The sequence below is a fragment of the Pseudoalteromonas sp. P1-9 genome (genome assembly GCF_001399975.1).
In the GTDB taxonomy this organism is placed as follows: Bacteria; Pseudomonadota; Gammaproteobacteria; order Enterobacterales; family Alteromonadaceae; genus Pseudoalteromonas.
In genome coordinates this window covers 1-18450 of record NZ_LKBD01000045.1, presented here as the reverse complement: position 1 = coordinate 18450, position 18450 = coordinate 1, and the positions used below count along the sequence as shown (strand labels likewise).

Here is an 18450-nt window from a genome sequence, read left to right as displayed (position 1 = left end):
TTAAGAGGTGCATGATGAAAAAATTATCAATTCTAAGTGTTAGTTTGTCAGTTCTATTATCAAGTCAAATTTATGCTGGCCAACAATTATCGCAGAGTGAAATAAAACAATCTTTATCTCAGAAAGGAGATATTGAAGGTATACAAGAGTTGCCAGTAAAAGAGTTAATGCTAGTTAAGACTAAAGCTGGTGAAACGTATTTCATTTCTAAAAATGGGCGGTTTGTATTTCAAGGTACGTTAATAGATACATGGTTTAGAAAAACTATAGATGACCTATCTGAAGCTAGAACGGCACACAGAGTTCCTCTTGAAAAAATGGGGGTGAATAAAGATGACCTAGCAATTTTAACATTTGGAAATAAAGATATACCAAAGCAAGCATCAATATTTGTTGACCCTAATTGTGGCGTTTGCACAGCACTGTTCAAAATGGTTTCGCAGTCACCAGAAAAATATCACTTTGATTTTATACTGGCACCGATTTTCGGGGAGCGTTCAAAAACAACTATTAGCAAACTCCATTGCGCAGCAGATGAAAATAAAGCTGTTATGGATCTACTTCATAAAACATCATTGGTCACGGAAATGAAACCTCAGTGTGACACATCAAAAATTAATAACTCACTAATTGTGATGAATCTACTGGAAGGTAAAGGCACTCCATTTTTTGTCAGAGCAGATGGTTTAACACTTAATGGCATACCTAGTGATTTAGATAACTGGTTAGAAATGGAGTAAGGCATGAGAAAGCAACTATTTGTAATTGCATTGGTAACGGCTACATCAGGATGTTCAGTTTTCACCGTTGGAGAAGAAGAGTTCCAATGCTCAGGAAAACCAAAAAACTCTTTATGTAAAGGGCCTATGGAAGTCTATGAGCTGACTAACAATCAAGATCACCTTGAGCACCTTATGGGTGATTCACAGGAAGAGATACAAAGCACCAGCCCAAAACCAGTGCAATTCATTGAAGACCCCCAAAACAAAATTACATACGTGTATGAAGGGAGAACCCTGAGAAGGCAAACTGCAGAAGATTATGATGAGGCAAAAATTGTCGCTATTGCCAGTGACAATGATTACTCACAGTCGCAGCATAATGACGAGCTGGAAGATTTACGAACATTTAATTATGTACCACAGGATATTGCACCAGAACCTTTAGCTGTTTTGGAAGAAGCACAAGCAATGCGAATCTATGTATCTGCATGGGAAGATAAAGAAGGCGATTTAAATATTCCTGGTTACGTTTATGTTGAATTAAAACCTAGACGTTGGGTGGCTGGTCACCAAGCAGATATGAGACCAAGCAGAGTTGTACCATTCCAAGTCATCCAAAAAAGTAAAACAACTCAAAAGCGTAAATCTAAAATGTCGAAGGGCGTTGATCCACTCAGCATTAATCGAACTCAAATACCAAAGCAGCAGTGATAGGGGGTTGGCATGAATATATCAAAATTTATGTCTAATTTATTCAATGGTACCAATGAAAGTAATACTGAAACATCAGGCCCGCTTTGGAATGATTTATTAAATAAGCAAAAAGGGTTGATTGACGGAAGACGGATCAATGAGCTGAATCCAGTTCTTGAATACATTGAAGAAGAGAAATTATTCATTATGGATGGTGGCTACATAAGTTTTGTACTTGCTTGCCAACCAACAAACGGGGTGAATGATCAGATTAGAACAGCTTACCAAGGTTTACTTAGTGAGAAATACCCAGATGATACGATGATTCAATTGAGCTTAGCTGCGCTTCCCAGAATAGATAACTTCTTGAGAGGTTATATGGTCAAACGTAATAATCGAATGCCCGGAAGTGATTCTGAGCTCTCGGATGCTATGTCGCAGAAAGTTGTCGAATATTATTCCAAAGCGCGAAAAGAATCTCTCGATAAAAGATTAGGAATTAAGCCAAGAGATTTTGAACACTGGGTAACATTTAAATTTCCTATTAAAGAGCAGCTGCCAAACCAAAAAGAGTTGGATTCATTCAGAGAAATTAAACGTAAAACACTCAGCACATTTGAAGATTTAGGTATGGCGCCAATGCTATTAAATGATTCAGAGTGGCTATCGCGTATTCAAACTGTATTAAATCATAGCGAAAACTCTTCATGGCGTGACAAAGTAAAGGTTGATAGAAAAGGTATTTTAGGCAGACAAATTCTTGAACCTGGATCAATGGTGGTTAGAGAAGAAAATGGAATATCATTTAGTTCAGGCTTTAAAGATTCCAATGGTTTCGCAACAGCAATATCGCTAAAGCAAACACCAGAAAATCTAGGATATGGTGATCTAATAAATTTATTAGGTGATTGGCAGTATGGCAAAAGAACCGCCAGTTGGAACCCCTTCATAATGACCTTAAACGTACAAGTTCCAAATCAAGCTAAGGCTAAAGAAGAATTTGGTACTAGATTCAACTGGCTGAAAAAACAAGCCAAAGGAAAAATGCTAGAAGTTGTTCACACACTAAAAGATCAATATCACGATTACCAAGAAGTGGAACAAGAGATTAGAAATGCTGAGCTTTGTAACATGAGTTTGAGCATGATTGTTCTGGGTGAAAATAAAGAGCAAACAATGGATGCAACTGACAAGCTTGTACAATCGTTCAAGCGCCAACAGTACAAGTTTAATATTGAATCAGTATTAGCCCCATCCATGATATTAAATAGTTTACCTCTTGGATTAGATGCTGAGTATATAAAGTTATCAGATCGCTTTGAGGAATGGTCATCTACGGGTGCAGCTTTTCTAATTCCTCATTCAGCAAGTTGGAAAGGAAATACCGCATTTCCAGTACTCGAATTTGTTACACGATTTGGGCAAATCTTTGGATTAGACCTATTTCAAACAGATGGAGGATTTAACGCACTAATTTGCGCAGCTACAGGTAAAGGTAAAAGCTTCGTAACAAATAAAATAATCAGTTCATACCTTGGTTCAGGTGTTGCCAATGGCCACGCAAACTCACCTGATGGTGCTCAAATATTTGTAATAGATAAAGGTAAGTCATACGAGAACCTAACGCATACTTACACTGACTCCCAGTTCATAGAATTTAATGACAAAATGGATTTCTCTCTTGATCCATTTGCACAGATAAATGACTTCTACGGCAAAGATGGTCAAGCTGCAATGGTTCATGCGCTACTTAAAGCCATGGCTTCAGAATCAGGTGATTTATCTGATTATCAATCCACCGAGATGCTGACAATTCTTACAGAGCTATGGGATGAAAAAGGTCAACAAGCCTCTGTTACAGAGTTCGCAAAACGCTGCGAAAATCACCCTGAAAAAGATATTCATCGAATAGGCCGACAATTGCGACCTTGGTGTGAAGGGCAGGTATACGGTGATTTCTTTGGTAAACGATTCAAGCCGGTAAATTTCAATGCCCGACTTATTGTTTGTGAAATGGATGAACTTAGCTCTAATCCACATCTAGCCCAAGTGGTTTTGATGAGTATTATTAACGCTGCACAGCATGCAATGTTCTTATCAGGACCTGATAGACGTAAGCTATTTATTCTTGATGAAGCTTGGGAGTATTTGAAGGACCGAGCTGGTTCTAAAGTCAATTATCTCGCTGAGTTTCTTGAAACAGGTTGGCGTCGATTCCGTAAAACTCGCGCTGCTGGTATCTGTATTACTCAGTCGCTACTTGATGCTTATCAATCTCAAGCAGGTATTGCTATTGTGAACAATAGTCCTTGGAAGCTAATGCTGGCACAAGAACCTGAAACAATCGACAAATTAAAAGAGATGAAGGCATACGATGGTACGGAACAAGACTACACACTGATGAAAAGTGTGCATACGCGGAAAGGGTATTATTCAGAATTATTTGTAAGATACGGTGAGCAAAAAGAAATAGTGAAGTTTTTTGTAGACCAAAAAACACAGCTTGTTTACTCAACCGATCCTGACGATAGAGCACTAATCGCTAAATATAAAGATCAGGGGTACGATATTGATGAAGCAATTGATAGAGCGTATGAAGAGAAACAAAAATTAAAGATTTTAGCTGAAGGGAAGGTGGCGTGATGTTTATATCAGGACTTGTTACAAACTTTAATCGAGCAAAAGAATATGGATTTATGCGGCAATGTGACATCCAAGGCGGTACATTAAAAACCTCCGGTGATGATGTATTTTTCCACATAAACAATATTGATCCGTTATCTCTTAGGTATGTAAATATTGGCTCTGTTTTGCATTTCGAAATTATTGAAACTGACAAAGGCAGTAAGGCTATCAATATTTTCTCCCCGCTCCAATCATCCCAACAAAAAACAAACAATATTTTATTTTCATAAAGTAGGGCGCTTGCGCCTTTTCTTTATGTGTAATTACAATGGTTCGGAAAAGGAAGGTAAGTCGCAAAATTAAAGGGGAAGAGTGGTAAAATTAACAGCCTAGCGGCGATGAGCGAATTGATTGATGCAGCTTAACGCCTTGTTTCTAAGCTTGTAGATTTTCTTAAACAGAACCTTATCAAATTTCACTTTAATTGCTTGCTTAGAAGCATATGAAATGACGCTATAACTATTTCCTAGATACCATTTATTAGCTAACCCGGTATATAAGGTTACCTGAGCCCTTTCGTAATCAGTAATGCAATCACGATACTCTCTCGTTTTAAGTTCACCAACGACAAAGCGAAACCTGATTGGGTCAAAGAATAAAGCATCAGGTACGCCCACCACACAACCTTTTTTTAGGAAAACGGGTTTTCGATTACCAATATCTCCACCAATAAAAATAAAATACCAGGGTAGAAAAAATATCTTTTTTACATCTCGACCTGCAATAAAAAGCCTTACTATCAGAAGCGCAATAATGGGTAAGAAAAATAGATGTAAGCCAAGCATAGAAGGAGTGCTCCGAAAGTGATTAACACTGTTGTTTTACCTGCTCTATTGTGAAAAGCAGTGCCTTCTTTGGCCTTAGTTAAATAGACCGCTTTACCTTGCCTTGCCTTGCCTTGCAACAAAACCTTTTTCATCGGTGTAGAACATCGCCAAGTCAGAAACAGCTATAGTTTTCTTTTTCATAAGTAGTCCCTCAATTAATAGCCACTATAAAGCTAATGCTTAGTTGTGCATGAAATTAAATATGAATTTTGAGGTTAATTTTTTTGTCCAGGTACGATTTTTAAAAGAAGTTTAAATAGTAGGAATTCAAAATCTGGAAACTACATGAAGACAATCCAACAAATCAATATAAAGAAACTCATTGAGAGTCACATACGTCATCAGGGATTAACTGATATATCGATGAGCAATTATGTAATCAAGCTCAAAGAATTGCTTAGTGATTTTGGCCATATGAAATTGGATGAAGACCTTATACAAGCTCTAAAAAGACGAAATGAATCTCTTACATCAAACACAAAAACATTAAACCGGCACTATATTGGCTTTTTAGAATCGTATGTAAACTCAACGCCATTTCAAAAGGCAAAAAATATCATCATTGATTGCCAATACTGTGGTGGACAAGCGACACTGCAGTCTTCTAAGCGAATATATAAGAGATATAATCATGGTGACATCTATATATGTGAGAACCATGGTCATTTATGCGATGCATACGTGTTCTGTCATAAAGGAGATAATCTGCCTTTAGGTACGTTGGCTAATAGAACAACCCAAATAGCGCGTTCTGAAGCACATTCAAAAGTTGATAGGTTATGGCTAAAAAATGGTTGGGATAGGGGAGATGCCTACAAAATGCTTAGCGACCTAATGGGCCTAAACAGAGAGGAGTGTCATATTGGCTTGTTTGATGAAGAGCAATGTTTACACGCTATAAAATGTGTAGAGCTAATAATGTAATTCATCAAAAGGTTTTGGCCTGCCAAGGCCATAACCTTGTGCATAATCCACGTTAAGACGCTTTACTAAGTCTAACAACTCATCATTTTCAATACCTTCGATACATACAGGTATACCGATTTTTTTCTGTAGTGATGAGCAGACCTCTAACAACGAAAAGTGAATTGGTGAGGTCATCGCGTTTCTAAGAAAAAACATATCAAGCTTAATCAGGTCAAAAGGTACTTCTGACAATAAATCAAAGTTGGAATTAGCAACGCCAAAGTCATCAATCGCTACTCTAAATCCGAGTTTTTTTAACTTTAAGAGATTGCTTATAAATTGAGATCTATATTTTTCAGGACAATCTCTTTCTGTAACTTCAAGTAATACAGAACCTGGACACATTCGCATATTTTGAAAAATCTTTTTTAGTAGAGGTACAAAACGTTTTGATGCAATCTGTTGAGGTTCAAAGTTGATCGTTGTAAGTATTCCATTTCTTGCAAATAACTTAATGTACGTTTCACAAAGCTGAAACAGCATAACGGTCAGTACATCGGATTTTCCCTTATTAACAAAATACTCGACAACCTCCAAAGGGTTACTAAACCTTTGATCCTTTGTACGCAGAAGCGCCTCCATATATCGAATACTCTGGTTGCGAATATCATAGATTGGTTGGAATACGATAGAGAAGTCACACACTGAAATATGAAACTCCTGAATTATATGTAATTGCGCCACATCAAGACTCGATGAGATTTTAGAAATCGCGTTCATATCTTTGAATTTTTAGTTATTTGATATTGATTTTACTGGCGAGCAATTTCACATACCCTTTAATTTTTCAGCAATTCACTGAATAAAAAAAACGCATTTTTTCAGCTAATCTCGAAAAAAAATACGCTAATTCAGATTCATTGGAAAATAGAATGAAAGAGTCAATTAACGTGGAGAAGAACAAATGTCCAACACTACCGAAAAACTTTTATACAAAATTTCCAAAGGAAACGATAAACGCTCACCCGAAGAACAAGTCAAAATGGCTATTTTTTTTGTTAATGTAGTTCTCTGTATGCTACTTGGGGCTTGCGCTTACTTGGCGCTAAGTAACTTACCTTTCGATGTTCTGATTAAAATTACTTTGCCAGCATTAGTTGCAGGTTTTATTTTGAATGGTCTATTTGTATTCCAAAAGACTTCAAAGGCCGCAAAAGGAGTCGTAATCCAAAAGCTTGAAAAAGAAATGGCTGAGCAAACAGAAGCTGGGGCTAGTTAATTTTTATAATGTACCGTTCAAAGCCCTTATTATCGTCCGATTTAAGGGCTTTTTTATGATTGATAGCCAAACATTGCCCAAGTTTGAGTATCAATTTTTAATGGCTGAACACTTGTTTCATCCATATTTATAAAAGCACCATGATGCTTAATTTCACCATGACGTAATAGCTTCCAAAGCAATGTAGATGCTTCAAGCGCGACTTTTTTATTAATACCGAACTCTTGCTTTTGAAGTGCGGCTTCATGGGAGCATGAGTCCTCATCTTTATCCACCATTTCACTGAGACTAGGATATAAGTCAAACACATTAGGCAGCTTGTTCTCACGATCAAATGCATGACCTAATACTACTTGGCCTGAGCTTTTATCGTTCCCCATATCAAGCCATAAAGTTTCAGCGAAACGCTTTACTTGGTTGAATGCACTCCCCAATTCAGCGCGAACAGCCGCTTTATCAACACACGTAATCAATACATCAAACTTTGCCAGTTGATCAACATGGGCTTTTGATACACGCTCACGATGAGCAGTCCAAGACAAACCACCATGAACATTGAAGCGATTTACTAATGTTTCCGCTTTATTGTTACCAATATCACACGCCCAAAAAGATTGTCTGCCAACATTACTGTGACTGACTTCATCATCATCAAACACTGCAATATCCAAATAGACACTGTTTTGAGATATGTTCCGCAATAAGTAATCCATTTGAAATAATTCAGTCAGTAACGCTGAGCCAGTTCCACCAGCCCCAATAAGCGCTATTTTAATTGGGCGCATCATAAGTGAATTTGAAAGTTTAAAAGTGTTCATAAATTAACCTATATAATATAACCGTTCACCAGATATGAATAATTCACAAGTACAAGCCATTAAAGGGGTTATTTAATGATGCTAGAGAGTCGCCCGAAGTAATTCAGATCAGATTTCCTAACAGCCAATCCTGATTCGCAATGGCGCTGCCAAAACTTCAAATGATCTTGCGAACTAACATTATCCAACCCTTTTATCTTGAGGGTTTTTTGGTTGTTAACATGGGTAAAGTTTGACTCAAAGATCGTATCTTCAATTTCAGGAATGGTAGATATATCAATCGACATTGGTAAATGAGCAGTACCTTGGCACACATCACCGTTGGAGGATACATTCATCAATGGCGCGTTATAAAGCAAGCTTGATAGGGTAGGGCGCTTATTGGATGCTAAAGCAAAAATTTTAAGGTTTCGTTTTTTGGAGCAGCAAAATAGTAGCGCAGGATAAATAACAGAAAGCTTATGCTCTTTGCCATTAAATTTAACCCACATATCTCGTTTTTTCGCTTTTACATACCAAATTAATTGAGCCTCCGAATTGATTATGACATTTCTTGGGATCAGAGAAGCGCTTGGTTCTTGAGTATCCTGAATTTTTGCGAGTAATTTTTTTACTTCTTTTACACTGACATATTCACCATGCTTGATCACACCATCTTCTATTGGGTGTCGAGTTACATTGGAAATACTTTGTTCTTCCTCGCTTTTATGAAAGATAAGTGCCGTAAATGGCTGAGGTGTAATTCGACTGATTGGATTATGTATATTCATTTTCAAACTCACTAATTTCTTGGAGTTTTAATCATATCGACAAGCTTAATTCGCGCTTACATACTACCCAATACTTCAAGCATACGATCACACAAGATAATATTGTTTAACTCATCCAATACATTGTCATTTGTAACGTCAATTTTAAAAGATACTCTCTCACCTACATCACACATTCGCTGATGATGATCTTCGAGTAATTCTTGCTCTTGTATTGAGCCAAAAGTAATCATATTAGCTTCTGGTAAATACATATCGGATGCGCTTTCTAGGCAACTAGAATCAATGTCTTTATAGTTGCTTTTTAATAGGCCGATTACTTTTTCTAAGGTCTTAAATACAGGGTGGGCTATCAGTGGGTGTTGATTGTTTTTTATATGGTTAAATTGCTCAATAATTGCATCTAAGCGGCTATGACCCTTTAGTTTTAACAAGTCACTAAATGCATTGAATTGTGATTCAAAAGCCTTAAATTTAAGGCGCTCTTTTAAATTATCTACAAACCAATCAAACGTATCGTACTCGGTTATTTCCTCATAAAATTGAGGAAACTTATTTCTTATTTTTCGCTCAGAACCAAACGGCTCATCTTGTTTAATCAAACCAATAATCGCATTTTGTTTTTCAATACTCAGCTCATCGAAAGCCATCATACATTCGTGTTCCATTGAATACTCATAGAGATCAAATGTGGTCATACGATATGACTCCATTGATAGAAACTCAACCACACTGTAAAGCAGTGAAGCTAATGTCTTTGGTGCATCATAATAATTAATCTCTAATGCAGCCAACCAACTTTCACCACATAACCTCAAGCAATACTCATCAAATGAGCCATACTCATCACCACCATCTAAGGTAACAGATAAAGAAAAATCACTATTTCTAACGAAGTCTACTACGCAATTATTCAGCTCTCCTATTGTTTGTGACACTTCCTCATCTAGGCGCTTCTTAGTCTGTTCAATTTGGTTATCTAAATTAACTAAGAACTGCTGACCAATATGATGAAACGAGGTGATCTGCTCCATTGAATATTGCTTAGTACTTAATAGTTGCTCTACTAATTTCTCGTCAATTAACCCAAGCTTTAATCCTGAAATGGTTAAGTCCATCCACATTTTTGCGTTATCTTTCAATGAGAACAGGCCATCTTCATAGGGCGTTACACCGATAGATTTAGGCGTGAGATTTTCATTGATGCGTTGACCTACACAAGCTAAGTGAGGAGGCACTACAGAAGCGGTTGTATACACGAACTTGGTATCGTCAAAGACTCCGTTTCCAGTGCTTTCAATCTTGATGTTAAGTTGACTTGAGCAGACCATAAATCCTCACCTTTTTTCGAAACTTTCCCACAAGAAACATTCTTTTTTGATTGTTGTATGAGTTCTGACTCATACAACTCTAACTGTTCAATTAAACTATCCATTTGTTTTCGCTGGTGGTAGTTTGATTGAATATTCAAGGTAAGTACCACAACCTGATAAAACAGCATCAGATTCAAAAATATGAGTATGACGAATCATTGGGTACTGCGTAGCAAGTATTTCATGCACTTGGTTTAAGTCTCCTGTTGGTACAGGATCTTCAAGAAGCATTGCGCCAATTTTGAATTTTCTAGGTAACTTTTGGAATTCCATGACTAAATACTCCTATAGTGATTCAGGTTCATTGTCTAAGAAGTCAGTTGTTTGTGGTTCTTCATAATTTACTGTTTCCGTATTTGAACCATGATTTATGGCTTCGCTAGTAGGTGTAGTTTGTTTTTTTGACGCTTTTTTGTTTGATTCATGTTTTGATTTAACGTCTAATAAATTGTTGTATTGAACTACCGTTTCAGAATAACTTTCAATAAACTGACTTAAAACATCAGTAAATTGAACGTCAACACTACCTATTTCGCCTTTAAGCGATAAAGGTGATGACAATGCTTGTCTTAACTTGATTAAGTCCTTACTGGCGTTTTTAGGCATATCACCAAGCTTTGTGTTTAAAATTACATGCAGTTCATCACCAAGCACACTGATATTAAGTTGTACTTGAGAAGCCTCTGACTCTTTGATTAGATTTGCGATTGATTGAAGCATGTTTTGCCCTCGATAATTAATATGGTTTTATTAAATCAAACAACTAAAAACGGGCTATTTCATAGGAAATAACCCGTCACATATTTACTTATTTAGATGCTTTAATAGTGTTGATGGGGCGAAACTCGACCAATCAAATTCGAATGCTAGAATGCCTTTAATGAAGTCACCTTTTGATTTATTGCTTAATTTGCTAAATGTGGTTTTTTTATCAATATTGATTGGGGCAGAATCAAACGCCTTATCAAAATTAGCTTCTTTACAAAGCGACTTAATACCCTCAGAGGTATAAGCTTTAAGAATTTCTTCTGTCGGCTGCCATGCAGCTATTGCTAATTCATTTGCATTATCTAATAACGCTAGCGTATTAATCATTAATGATTTCGAGTTCATTACGAAGCGCTCATCTACGGCTTTAGCGTTCACTTTCACACAGTTTTTAATCGCTTTATCAATCTCTAGTTGAATGCTCTCAAATGGCTGCTCTTTTGCTTTCAGTACACGTTGTTCAAATGTGTCTTTCTTATCACAATAACTCGGTGTGTAGCCCGTTGTTGTGCTGATAGAAGCAACCATAAATCCATGAATAAACCATTCTTGAGTTGATGCGTGTTTTTCGCCCAAGCCATGAAGCAACGCTTTTTCATTGTCAGTTACTGCACTTGGCGTTTTCTGAGAAACTGACTTCTCAGGCGTTTTTGTCGATGGGTTTTTCTTTGGTTTTTTAGAGTTGGCTGAATCATTATTTAAATCTTGCTTTGCATCATCCACCAGCTTCTTCTGGCATTTTTTAAAACAAACTTGATCAATGCATTGTGATTCAATTAATTGACCTTGACGACCATCCCTATCATCCAAAAGCACAACATTTGACTCACAACCAGTGCAACCAGTATTGAATTGCTCTTTGCCAACTGCGGTTTCTGAAACGGTATTTCTATCTTTTTCGCCACATTCAACATACAAAAGCACTTTTCCATACTTTTCTTCTGCAATTAACTTTTGTGAATTGAGCCATTCATTTGTTTTTTCTTTCCAACACGTTAACTTTGCACATTGCGCTTTTTCATCAGCTCCCATATCAAACATGCCGATCTGGTGACTTGTGTTATTCGGACAAGTATTGCAACTCGTTGTATCGAATTTCGCGGTGTGGAGGAACTTTTTAGCCTTGCCAGCACGTTCTTTGAGGTACTTTACAGACCAGTTTTCTGAAATTATTTTATCTAGAGTGCCGTTTTGCAGGTTTTCGGTGAAGCTCGATAAAATAACCGCATGGCCTAATTGAATTTTGTCATCTGATAACGCTTCTAATACGCGCTCTGAGCAACGGTTTAAATTAATGCGATCTTCTAATTTCTTCTTAGACCAACCAAGCTTTGATGACGCTGTTGCATAATCCCCCTCAGAAAGAGCTAAGTAAGTCTGTGCGGCTTTTGCTTCATCAACAAGTGACAAGTCATCACGAATTAAATTCTCAGCGAGCTGCGCTTCAAAAGCTTCTCTGTCTGATAGGTCTTTGATGTAAGCTGGTACATCAAAACCTAAGTCAACACATGATTCATATCGACCATAGCCAGCAATTAGTTCATAAACGCCCTCTTGTGAACTTGGGCGAACTAATACAGGTTGATTCACGCCGCCTGATGCTTTAATCGACTCTTTAAGTTCCTGACGTTTGCTCGCATTGTTTTTCTTACGACTATTCCCCATTGAAAACGGAATGATTTGGGTGTGTTTTAATAAATCAAATTGACCTGATTGGATTGCAGTGCTCATAGCTAGTTGCCTTATGTTATTCATTTTTAACTGACAACTAGCGTATGATTTTTTAAAAATCGTGCTTATTTAAAACTTGTTACCTCATAGCCATAACAATCGCATCTTGGTTGCTATCAATAGCGTTTAGTTTGATGCAATTTGATTTAGTAAAATCGATAGAAGTCTTTTCAGAGTTAATGTTATTAATCGCGTCTAATAGATAACTTGGTGAGACATTCACTTCTTGGGTAGCTTCACCTTGCCAACCATTTAACTCTAGTTCTTCATCAAGCTCATTCGTATCACTTGAACGTGTTTTTAGTGTTAACACCCCATTTGCAAAAGCCAGCGTTAACTTTGGTATTTTTGATGACTTCACAAAAGCTTTAAAACGACTGACTGACTCATACAATGAACGAGTCTCAACAGTTACAGAACAAGTCGCTTCGGTTGCAATTGCATTTGATACATCGGGAAATTCAGCAGATACAAAATTTGAACCAAGTAATGTGTTATCAAACTTGCAATAGAATTGCGATTGATTGTAGAAAAATTTAATAATTCCTTTTGGTGATAGTTTAATGAGTTGATTACAAAGCCCTGTTGGAAAAATACCTTTGATATTCGTTTGAATAGGTACTTCAAATTCACTTGTTACTAATCTATGACCATTTGCGGCTTTTAAAGAGCAAGCCCCCTGACTAACAGAAAAGCCAACGTGGTTTAAATAAATAGCTGTATTATTTGATGCCTTTGCATACATCACAGACGCTAGTTCTTTGATAAATTTTTCGCCTGAAAAACTAAATGCATTAAGCGATTCATCTGGAATAATAGGGGTTGGATAAATAGCTTCATCAATACAAGCTATTTGAGCAGTACTCTTACCAATTTTAATTTTTACTTTGCTTTCAGATAATTGCTCCATTGATATGTTGAGCTCGGCTTTATTAAAGTTTTCAAGCACTGTTAATAAATGGTCTGCATCAACACATAATACAAATGGCTCTGAAATGTGTTGAATACTCTTTTTACACGTATTAATTGTATTTGTACCAATTGCTGAGAGATTGTAGCCATCGGAGTTAATCAAGATGTAACTAAGGGATTCATTGCTGCTTTTATTAGTACGTGCTATTTCACAAGGTCTAGTGAATAATTCTTTTGCATTATTTAATGTTAAATTAATCATTTGGTTCTCCTGTTTCGGACAACTCATGATCTCAGGTTTTTAAATTCCAGCTTGTTATTGAAAATAAATTTATTGCCACCTTACTTCCTTAAAGGTTAATAAATAAGGTTAATATGGTTAAGATCTAAGGTATAAAGACTAAGGTAACTGATTGTTGGCTCAACCCTATGATATAAATGGAGAAATTTTGTTTTTATGGATCTGAATTCCTAGCAGATTGGATCACACCTCCTATATGGTTTGGATCGGTATTCCTATATGTATCTTTTAAATTCAATAAGTTACAAACTAGTTATTCACATTTTTGTCCACTTATTTTAATTTCAGATCAATAAACCTATATGTTTTACAGTAAAGTTATCAACAGAAAAGCGTATTTTGTTAATGATTCCTAGGGCTTTTCATGTAGGAGATCCGATCCCCTCTATGTATAGATCAGATCTACTACAAGCTGTAAGTGCTTTATCCACAAAGGCTTTTGCAACTCAAGCTAAAATTCCTCACAGCAAAAAAATACACAATTAAACTACATACAAATTGGCTTTGATTCAAAAAAAAATGGAAATATGCGCAATTTATTGGATTTACAAAGCAGAAATCCTCTATGTTTAGCCCTGTTTTTCGTATTGCAGATCAGTTTTCCTATCAGTGTAGCTTGGTAATTAGGCATATCAGATCACATTTCCTACATGATAAAGGGTTATAAGGAACTCTCTTTTGCTATTACAGATCAGTTTTCCTATCAGTAATTCAAAACACAAATTAAATGACAGATCAGTTTTCCTATATGTTTCTGTATGAATTGTAAGCATATTGTGGTTTATCTGAACGGACAGCTTAAAATTCCTCAATGTTTCAGGCAAAATTTTTAAATGAAACCATTTTTGTTTGTCTGTGAAGGTAAATAAAAACGGGAAAATAGGACTTTTATTGCTTATTTGATGATTTAGGCTGGTTTATGCGCAAAGAATTTCATAAAAATGAGGCTCAGATCACCTTTCCTATATGTTTATAGCGTTTGAGATCACATTTCCTAGATGTTTATAGCTTTTGAGATCACATTTCCTAGATGTTTGCCTTTACAGTGTTATACAGAACAGTTTTCCTATATGTTTCTATGAGTAACCTCGATTTTCTACCTAAAACTCGCATAAAATTGGCTTCTGGTCAGCGTTAACTTAATTACCCTTTACCAGCCAAAGTAACTTTAGTGAGTAAAGATCAGATCTCCTATATGTTTTGTTTGATCACTCTATTTCACTTTCATTTCATATCAGTTACTTTAGGATTTGACCATGGAGCTATCTAAATGACCGCAAAAGATATAAATATTGCAAATCTACCAGACACGATTCGTCAGGACATTAAGACTATCGAGAACGCATCTCAAGTCGAACAATTAAGCCTGTTTGTAGATAATAAAATCTCTGGTGAAGGTCTTAAAAATTCATTTAGTAACACATTTGTTGGCTACGATCTTTGGTCACGATTCATTAGAAACCAACGAAAACATGTAAGAATTAAAGATGCTGATGATAGGGTCGTTGTTTCGCGTAAAATAAGCGAAAGGATAGAAAAGAAACTCTATGAAGGGGTTATTGATATTAACCCAGCTTTAATTAGGGGTGAAGACTCCGATTATTTTGCATGGCCTGGCGATCGCGAAGAAAAAGTTGAACGCGCCTTAGTAAGGTTGGCCAGTCAGGGGAAAATTGCCAAACTCAGCGGGAAAATGGGTGAACGGTACGCTGTTTACTTTTCTATTAGAGAAATTCAAAACGAGCTTAAATCCGTTAATCAAACATTATCAGCAACAGAAATAAAAGAAGCCTTAAATATTTTAAAGGGTAGTGAGCTCTCATTAAAATATCGCATCGAAGACGAAAACACAGGTGAAGATACTTATAGTGAGTCCAAAATGAACTACTTGAGCAGTATTCACTTTTCAGGCTCTAGCGGTAAGGCTAACGTAAAATGCATTGCTGTTCTCAATGAGTTTATGTCTCAGCAAATAGAAACCATTGGTTATCGCGGTTACTACTTCGACCGGGTGCAATCTTTTAAGCGTACCTTATCTAGATGGTTATCTCTTCGTTTGTATCAAATGTTTAAATACGCGGCTCCTGGCAAAGAGCATCACTTTTCTTTGAAGAAAATTTCTATCAAATTTGGCTCTATTGAAAGTGAAGACATACCGGATAATAGACTGAAAGCTATTCGTCGTGATATGACGAATACCATGCAAGATTTAAAAAAAGAAGACATCATTAAAGACTACACAATCGCAAATGTTAAAAATGATTTAGGCGTGATTTGTGATTATGTTTATAAGGTGTTTCCAACAGACCAGTTTTGTGAAGAAGTTCTCACTCTAAATAAAAAACATAAAGGCTTGCTTGCAAAAGCGGAAGTGCTTGATGGGGATAATCTGTTAGAAGAGTAAACCGTACTGAACATTCGATAATAATCCAAACCCGCATATTAGCCAAGCTGATAGGGGTACGTGGTGCTAATTAGCTCAAGGTATTAAAAACCCTGCGATTCCAGGGTTTTTCTTTGGCAAAACATTTTACTGAGCCAGTTTATCTTAAAGCTAGTCATAATGGGCGCTATAAGATTTCTAGCACCACATAAGCATACCGTCTAGCATATTAGCGGGTTTGTTTTTGCTTGAACTGCTAGGCCATTACTAACAGAGCATAATCTAAACTATTGATGATAGTGGACGTTCAACCAACCCATTTTTGGACATAAATGCGTTAGAACCATCACTCTATAATGATCATTAATGATAAATAAAGGGATTATTGAGGCCCCTTATTCTTTGGTGTTGTGATTGGCTACTTAGTAAATTTCACATCAGTAATCAAATAATCACCAGCGTTCCACTGTGCATGAATGCTTTTGCAAATATTTTATTCTAATAAAATGCAGGGTATACACTTAAATATAGTTACTTATGAATATGTGAAGCCTGTTTAGAAGGATTTAGCTCACTCTACTCCATAAGTATAAGTTTCAACGCGATTTCGGCCTTTATTTTTAGCTTGATATAGAGCCAAATCAACGTTGTGAATCAGCATAGTACTCGGCTCATCATTGTTATGTTTTGTCACCCCAATACTGACTTTAATTTGACCAACATCTCCAAACTCGTGACAAGCAACCAACTCCCTCAGCTCTTCAGCAATGCTCTCACATTCTGCGGTGGCTGTATTTGGCAGTAAAATAATAAACTCTTCTCCTCCCCATCTTGCTAAAACGTCAGACTCTCTCACTCTTTTAGACAAAAGATTAGCCAGCTCTTTCAATACCTCATCACCAACTTGATGCCCTAGCATGTCATTTACTAGTTTGAAGTGGTCAATATCAATCATGATGGCACTTAAGGGCGTATGGTACCTATCCGCTCTAGAGACTTCTTTTGCACAAATTTCATCCAAGTGACGTCTATTATACAAACCTGTTAATGCATCAGTGTGAGCTTCATTATAGAGCTGCTGTTGCAGGTAATTATTTTTCTCAACTGTTTCATTAAGTTGTTTTATGAGTCGCTCTAAGTTTTTAGCATGTTTTTGTACGGAGTCTTTTTCAGCTTTTAACTGGCGTGTTTTTTTATTTACTTCCTCTTCTAGCCGCTTATTGTAACTCTCTAATTCAGCTTCATGGTGTTTTATTCGGGTTATATCGGTTACGTAGGCAAACAGTAACTCTTTGTTGTGAACATTGATGTAATGACCTTTGATACGAACTGGAAAAACCACACCATCTTTCCCTTTGTGTTGAGTCTCAAAGTCGACGCTTTTCAAACTTTTAAGCTCTTCCCAAAAGGTCGGCCAAACTTCTTTTGGAAATAATGGGTCCCACTCCCAGACCTTCATTCCAATAAGCTCATGACACTTATAACCCAGTTTCAGACATGCAGATTGATTAACGTATATGATGGTGGAATCAGGCTCCATCCAGAACACTTCATCCGCAGAGTATTCTGTTGAGAGCTTTAGATAGTCGATTAGTGTTGTCTCATCAATATCTTTTGGGAACTCAGAGCTTTTTGTATGTTTACTTCCCTTGTTAAGAGTCACGTTTAGATTAGGCTTATTATTTCTCTTTTCTAACATCTAAATATTACGTTTTACAAAACTAAATTAGTAATTAGTTATATAGCGTTCAATTAGAATACCTGCAAGTTTATTACCTACACGTCATCTATAGTGTTATCAAACTCAATTACTCTTGCCATTTACTCATAACCTAGTCATTACAGGGCTGCAGGATGAGGCAATGTTTATTTAGAGCAAAGCTTTCAGATAATAAAGTAAGCTGAATATGTATTTGAGAAGGACTTAAAATTTTTCACATCTTGCCATCTTGCCATATTGGAGTATTTACTTTAAATGATTTTGGGGCAAAAACGTGTTTGATCGTACTTCCGCATTCGGGCATATGGTGTCGGTCTCCCCGACTCGTATTTGGACAGAAACGTGTTAGCGACGAAGGATAGCTTTGTGCCAACAACTGTCATTCGTAACGCCCAAATAATGGGCTAAAAATTGTTGGCTATAATGTTTGAGGCACAAAAAACAGCCAACACTTTTTTGTCCCTGTTAATTTGCTTGATACTTATTGAACCTTCTCCCCGAAGTTTAGCGAACAGCTAAACTTCAAGGCGACCAAACCAAAAGGAGAAAGCTCAATGAAATT

General features: G+C 36.6%; 17 protein-coding genes. 7 read left to right on the top strand and 10 right to left on the bottom strand.

Annotated elements, in window-relative coordinates; translation table 11 throughout:
- Positions 1-11: 11 nt before the first annotated feature.
- From AN214_RS19275 to AN214_RS19260, 4 genes are read left to right on the top strand one after another with little or no spacing between them, the layout of a single operon-like run.
- The gene (locus AN214_RS19275) at positions 12-740 is read left to right on the top strand and encodes a disulfide isomerase DsbC N-terminal domain-containing protein (RefSeq protein WP_082428638.1); all 729 of its coding nucleotides are present in this window, start codon (positions 12-14) and stop codon (positions 738-740) included.
- 3 nt (positions 741-743) lie between these two features.
- The gene (locus AN214_RS19270) at positions 744-1433 is read left to right on the top strand and encodes a TraV family lipoprotein (protein WP_082428637.1); all 690 of its coding nucleotides are present in this window, start codon (positions 744-746) and stop codon (positions 1431-1433) included.
- 12 nt (positions 1434-1445) lie between these two features.
- Positions 1446-4058: a TraC family protein gene (locus AN214_RS19265; protein WP_054981195.1), complete on the top strand. Its 2613-nt coding sequence runs from the start codon at positions 1446-1448 to the stop codon at positions 4056-4058.
- Positions 4058-4330 (top strand): cold-shock protein, encoded by a 273-nt coding sequence (locus AN214_RS19260; RefSeq protein WP_054981194.1) that lies wholly within the window; start codon positions 4058-4060, stop codon positions 4328-4330. The genes AN214_RS19265 and AN214_RS19260 overlap by 1 nt, the downstream gene beginning before the upstream one ends.
- A 99-nt stretch (positions 4331-4429) precedes the next feature.
- Here the strand turns inward: AN214_RS19260 and AN214_RS19255 are convergent, their stop codons facing one another.
- Entirely contained in the window at positions 4430-4885 is a 456-nt protein-coding gene (locus AN214_RS19255) for a hypothetical protein (RefSeq protein WP_054981193.1), read from the bottom strand.
- 327 nt (positions 4886-5212) lie between these two features.
- Between AN214_RS19255 and AN214_RS19250 the strand changes: the two genes are divergently transcribed.
- The gene (locus AN214_RS19250; RefSeq protein ID WP_054981192.1) at positions 5213-5851 is read left to right on the top strand and encodes a zinc-finger-containing protein; all 639 of its coding nucleotides are present in this window, start codon (positions 5213-5215) and stop codon (positions 5849-5851) included.
- Here AN214_RS19250 and AN214_RS19245 read toward each other — a convergent pair.
- Positions 5840-6613, bottom strand: a complete 774-nt coding sequence (locus tag AN214_RS19245; protein ID WP_054981191.1) for an EAL domain-containing protein — start codon at positions 6611-6613, stop codon at positions 5840-5842. The genes AN214_RS19250 and AN214_RS19245 overlap by 12 nt on opposite strands.
- 184 nt (positions 6614-6797) lie before the next feature.
- Between AN214_RS19245 and AN214_RS19240 the strand changes: the two genes are divergently transcribed.
- Positions 6798-7112 carry a hypothetical protein gene (locus AN214_RS19240; RefSeq protein ID WP_054981190.1) on the top strand — a complete coding sequence of 105 codons (315 nt, stop codon included), beginning with the start codon at positions 6798-6800 and terminating at the stop codon, positions 7110-7112.
- Between the two features lie 53 nt (positions 7113-7165).
- Here the strand turns inward: AN214_RS19240 and AN214_RS19235 are convergent, their stop codons facing one another.
- From AN214_RS19235 to AN214_RS19200, 7 genes are all read right to left on the bottom strand, one after another.
- Positions 7166-7930 carry a PRTRC system ThiF family protein gene (locus AN214_RS19235; protein WP_054981189.1) on the bottom strand — a complete coding sequence of 255 codons (765 nt, stop codon included), beginning with the start codon at positions 7928-7930 and terminating at the stop codon, positions 7166-7168.
- 68 nt (positions 7931-7998) lie between these two features.
- Positions 7999-8700, bottom strand: coding sequence for a PRTRC system protein B (locus AN214_RS19230; RefSeq protein WP_054981188.1), 702 nt, complete (start codon positions 8698-8700; stop codon positions 7999-8001).
- 56 nt (positions 8701-8756) lie between these two features.
- Positions 8757-10031, bottom strand: a complete 1275-nt coding sequence (locus tag AN214_RS19225) for a hypothetical protein (RefSeq protein ID WP_152960808.1) — start codon at positions 10029-10031, stop codon at positions 8757-8759.
- Positions 10032-10127: 96 nt separating this feature from the next.
- Positions 10128-10346: a PRTRC system protein C gene (locus AN214_RS19215; RefSeq protein ID WP_054981185.1), complete on the bottom strand. Its 219-nt coding sequence runs from the start codon at positions 10344-10346 to the stop codon at positions 10128-10130.
- 12 nt (positions 10347-10358) lie between these two features.
- A complete protein-coding gene (locus AN214_RS19210) occupies positions 10359-10793 on the bottom strand; it encodes a hypothetical protein (protein ID WP_054981184.1) in 435 nt (144 codons plus the stop codon).
- An 84-nt stretch (positions 10794-10877) separates the two neighbouring features.
- Complete coding sequence (locus AN214_RS19205; protein WP_054981183.1) at positions 10878-12572, bottom strand: PRTRC system ParB family protein; 1695 nt, start codon at positions 12570-12572, stop codon at positions 10878-10880.
- 79 nt (positions 12573-12651) lie between these two features.
- A complete protein-coding gene (locus tag AN214_RS19200) occupies positions 12652-13746 on the bottom strand; it encodes a DNA polymerase III subunit beta (protein WP_054981182.1) in 1095 nt (364 codons plus the stop codon).
- 1309 nt (positions 13747-15055) lie between these two features.
- Here AN214_RS19200 and AN214_RS19195 point away from each other — a divergent pair.
- Positions 15056-16189 carry a hypothetical protein gene (locus tag AN214_RS19195; protein ID WP_054981181.1) on the top strand — a complete coding sequence of 378 codons (1134 nt, stop codon included), beginning with the start codon at positions 15056-15058 and terminating at the stop codon, positions 16187-16189.
- 550 nt (positions 16190-16739) lie between these two features.
- On the opposite strand, the gene AN214_RS19190 is transcribed toward AN214_RS19195, so the two are convergent.
- The gene (locus tag AN214_RS19190) at positions 16740-17867 is read right to left on the bottom strand and encodes a GGDEF domain-containing protein (protein ID WP_054981180.1); all 1128 of its coding nucleotides are present in this window, start codon (positions 17865-17867) and stop codon (positions 16740-16742) included.
- Positions 17868-18450 lie beyond the last annotated feature (583 nt).

Bases quoted from the DNA above. Each gene is read 5' to 3' on its own strand.
- AN214_RS19275 (WP_082428638.1), top strand. From the start codon at position 12: ATGATGAAAAAATTATCAATTCTAAGTGTTAGTTTGTCAGTTCTATTA.
- AN214_RS19270 (WP_082428637.1), top strand. From the start codon at position 744: ATGAGAAAGCAACTATTTGTAATTGCATTGGTAACGGCTACATCAGGA.
- AN214_RS19265 (WP_054981195.1), top strand. From the start codon at position 1,446: ATGAATATATCAAAATTTATGTCTAATTTATTCAATGGTACCAATGAA.
- AN214_RS19260 (WP_054981194.1), top strand. From the start codon at position 4,058: ATGTTTATATCAGGACTTGTTACAAACTTTAATCGAGCAAAAGAATAT.
- AN214_RS19255 (WP_054981193.1), bottom strand. From the start codon at position 4,885: ATGCTTGGCTTACATCTATTTTTCTTACCCATTATTGCGCTTCTGATA.
- AN214_RS19250 (WP_054981192.1), top strand. From the start codon at position 5,213: ATGAAGACAATCCAACAAATCAATATAAAGAAACTCATTGAGAGTCAC.
- AN214_RS19245 (WP_054981191.1), bottom strand. From the start codon at position 6,613: ATGAACGCGATTTCTAAAATCTCATCGAGTCTTGATGTGGCGCAATTA.
- AN214_RS19240 (WP_054981190.1), top strand. From the start codon at position 6,798: ATGTCCAACACTACCGAAAAACTTTTATACAAAATTTCCAAAGGAAAC.
- AN214_RS19235 (WP_054981189.1), bottom strand. From the start codon at position 7,930: ATGAACACTTTTAAACTTTCAAATTCACTTATGATGCGCCCAATTAAA.
- AN214_RS19230 (WP_054981188.1), bottom strand. From the start codon at position 8,700: ATGAATATACATAATCCAATCAGTCGAATTACACCTCAGCCATTTACG.
- AN214_RS19225 (WP_152960808.1), bottom strand. From the start codon at position 10,031: ATGGTCTGCTCAAGTCAACTTAACATCAAGATTGAAAGCACTGGAAAC.
- AN214_RS19215 (WP_054981185.1), bottom strand. From the start codon at position 10,346: ATGGAATTCCAAAAGTTACCTAGAAAATTCAAAATTGGCGCAATGCTT.
- AN214_RS19210 (WP_054981184.1), bottom strand. From the start codon at position 10,793: ATGCTTCAATCAATCGCAAATCTAATCAAAGAGTCAGAGGCTTCTCAA.
- AN214_RS19205 (WP_054981183.1), bottom strand. From the start codon at position 12,572: ATGAGCACTGCAATCCAATCAGGTCAATTTGATTTATTAAAACACACC.
- AN214_RS19200 (WP_054981182.1), bottom strand. From the start codon at position 13,746: ATGATTAATTTAACATTAAATAATGCAAAAGAATTATTCACTAGACCT.
- AN214_RS19195 (WP_054981181.1), top strand. From the start codon at position 15,056: ATGACCGCAAAAGATATAAATATTGCAAATCTACCAGACACGATTCGT.
- AN214_RS19190 (WP_054981180.1), bottom strand. From the start codon at position 17,867: ATGTTAGAAAAGAGAAATAATAAGCCTAATCTAAACGTGACTCTTAAC.